The organism is Streptomyces pathocidini, from assembly GCF_001418495.1.
Taxonomy (GTDB): Bacteria; Actinomycetota; Actinomycetes; order Streptomycetales; family Streptomycetaceae; genus Streptomyces; species Streptomyces pathocidini.
In genome coordinates this window covers 1-2,481 of the sequence record NZ_LIQY01000184.1, presented here as the reverse complement: position 1 = coordinate 2,481, position 2,481 = coordinate 1, and the positions used below count along the sequence as shown (strand labels likewise).

The 2,481-nt window shown below is 76.9% G+C and carries 1 protein-coding gene and 1 pseudogene; one reads left to right on the top strand and one right to left on the bottom strand.

Annotation, left to right across the window (positions count from 1 at the left end):
* Positions 1-1,905 (bottom strand): BACON domain-containing protein (locus tag AOK16_RS27630; RefSeq protein ID WP_157859171.1); only part of this gene is annotated, 1,905 nt, incomplete at its 3' end.
* Between the two features lie 270 nt (positions 1,906-2,175).
* Between AOK16_RS27630 and AOK16_RS10865 the strand changes: the two are divergent.
* Positions 2,176-2,481: pseudogene (locus AOK16_RS10865) on the top strand (DNA repair protein RadA); the annotation flags it as partial.

The following is a 2,481-nucleotide window of genomic DNA, read 5'->3' as shown; positions in this document are numbered from 1 at the left end:
CGGGCTCGCTGAGCCCGAGCCGTCGCTCCCCGAAGGGGTCGAGGACGGGGAGCCCGAGTTCTCCGTCTGCGTCGGTGTCGGCGTGGGGGTGGGTGGCGTGGGCGTCGGGGTCGGCGTCGGCTCCGAGGGCGTCGGCGTGGGCGTAGGGGTGGTCGGTTCGGGAGTCGCCCCCTCACCGTGGATCGTGATCACCGTGCCCGACGGGCCGATGGCCACCTTCCCCGTCCACGGGCCCTCCGGCTCCACCGCCTCGTCCACCGAGACCGTGATCGTCACGGACTCGCCCGGCCGCAACTCACCGGCCGTACGGTTCAGTTGGAGCCACTTCTCGTTCGCGGACGCCGTCCATCGGACCGGCGAACCACCCGAGGCGCGCAGCGTGATCAGCGTCAGGTCGCCGCTCGGCTGGGCCTCGACCGTCAGCCGCCCCGGCCCCCGGCTCGCGCTCGGCCTACCGGGGCCGACGGGCGAGGGCGTGGCCGAGGACGACTGGCGGTCCCCGGCGCGGTCCTTCTTGCCGCGGCCGTCGCCGTCCACCACCTCGACCGACACGTCAGGGGACTGGCTGCCGGCCGTGAAGCGCGGATCGGGCCCGTTCTGCGCGTTGCCCGCCTCCTCGTACGGGTGCCCGGCCAGGCCGTCCTGGTCCTCCGCGTCGGCGGCGGTCACCGCGCCGCCGCCCTCCGTCTCGCCGAGCAGCGGCGCGCCACGGTAGGCGGCCCACAGCGCGAGCACCGGCGCCGCCACGACCGTGGCGACGACCGTGGTGGTCACGGCGCGGCTGCGGATCCGGCGGCGGCGCTCGACCCGGTCCTTGGGGTCCAGCGGGAAGCCGCTGCGGTCGTAGCGCGGACCGCCCCGCGCGGCCGCCCCCGCGTGGGCGCCGCCCCGGGCACGCACGCGTGGGCCCGGCACCATCGCGGCGAACACCGCGGCGCGCGGCGCCTCCAGCACCGGCAGCGTGCCGGGCAGCGCCGTGCTTCCCGGCCAGGGCCCACCGGCCGTGGCCCGCTCGGCGGCGAGCCGGCACTCGGCGCAGTCGTCGACATGGCGTACGAGCTCGCGGCGCAGCGCCGTACCCAGCAGCACCTGGCTGTCGCCGGTGAGCCGGGCGACGACGGGGCAGTTGCCGCGCTCGACCACGACGAGGGCGGCGCGGGTCCGCTCCACCTCGCAGGCGGCGCTGGACAGCAGCGCGCAGGCCGCGCCGCGTTCGAGCCCGAGCACGGCGGCGACCTCGTCGGTCGTCAGCCGGTGGCGGACGGCGAGTTCGAGCGCCTCGCGCTGCTCGGGCGTGATGCCGGCGGCCTCCGGCCAGGCGAGCACCCCGAGTTCGCGCTGCCGGTGGGTCGCGGCGGCCTCGGAGAGCGCGGGCTCGGCGGGGCGCGCGCCGCGCGTGCGGCGGCTCTCGGCCAGCTGCGCGAGCCGCTGGAGGCAGGCCCAGCGGGCGAGCGCGTAGAGCCAGGCCCTGCGCTGGTCCTCGTCGGTGGGGCGGCGGCCGTACTGCCGCTCGGCGATCGCCAGGACCTCCCCCAGGACGGCGGTCGCGGCCTCGTGCTCGCAGAGCACGGACAGGCAGTACGTGAACAGGCCGTCCAGGTAAGGCGCGTAGCGCGCGGCCAGCCGCTCCTCGGCGGCCGGGTCCTGGCCCGCGCGGTCAGGGGCCCCGCGATCATGGCCCGCGCGGTCGCGAGCCGCACGGTCACGGGCCGCGCGGTCAGGGGCAGCCGGCCCACCGAGCGGCGGCACCGGCGAGAAGGCGGGAGGCCGGGCGCTCCCCGGAGCACCGGCCCTCCCCGGAGCACTGTCCACGGAGCCGCGCGAGGCGGGCACCGGCGCCGACGCACGGCGGTACGCCCGATGTGCGCCGTTGATCTGCGGGGGCTGCTCCTGCCTGCTGCTCATCCCGCCGACGGTAGGCGGATGATGGCGTATCGCTCACCCCCCTTGAGCAGGTTTAACTCCTACGGGTGATGGTTCCGCTCGAAAGGGGACACGCGTTCCACTTGCCCGAACGGCCTTCTGCTATAAGCCCGTCCGAACCCCGGGCCGGGCTCCGCATCCGGGCCCGCACCCGACCACCGCCCGCCGCCGGACGGCCGGTTGTCCACAGGTCACACGGTTGTTGTCCACAGGCCGCGCCCGTTGTCGGCGTTCCCCGCTACGGTGACCGACATGGCTGCCCGTACCTCCCGCTCGTCCGCCAAGGACCGCCCTTCCTACCGCTGCACCGAGTGCGGCTGGACCACCGCGAAGTGGCTCGGCCGCTGCCCGGAGTGCCAGGCGTGGGGCACGGTCGAGGAGTTCGGCGCGCCCGCGGTCCGCACCACCGCGGCCGGCCGGGTCACCTCCGCCGCGCTCCCCATCGGCCAGGTCGACGGGCGACAGGCCGCCGCGCGCTCCACCGGGGTCGACGAGCTGGACCGGGTCCTGGGGGGCGGCCTCGTCCCGGGGGCGGTCGTGCTGCTCGCGGGCGAGCCG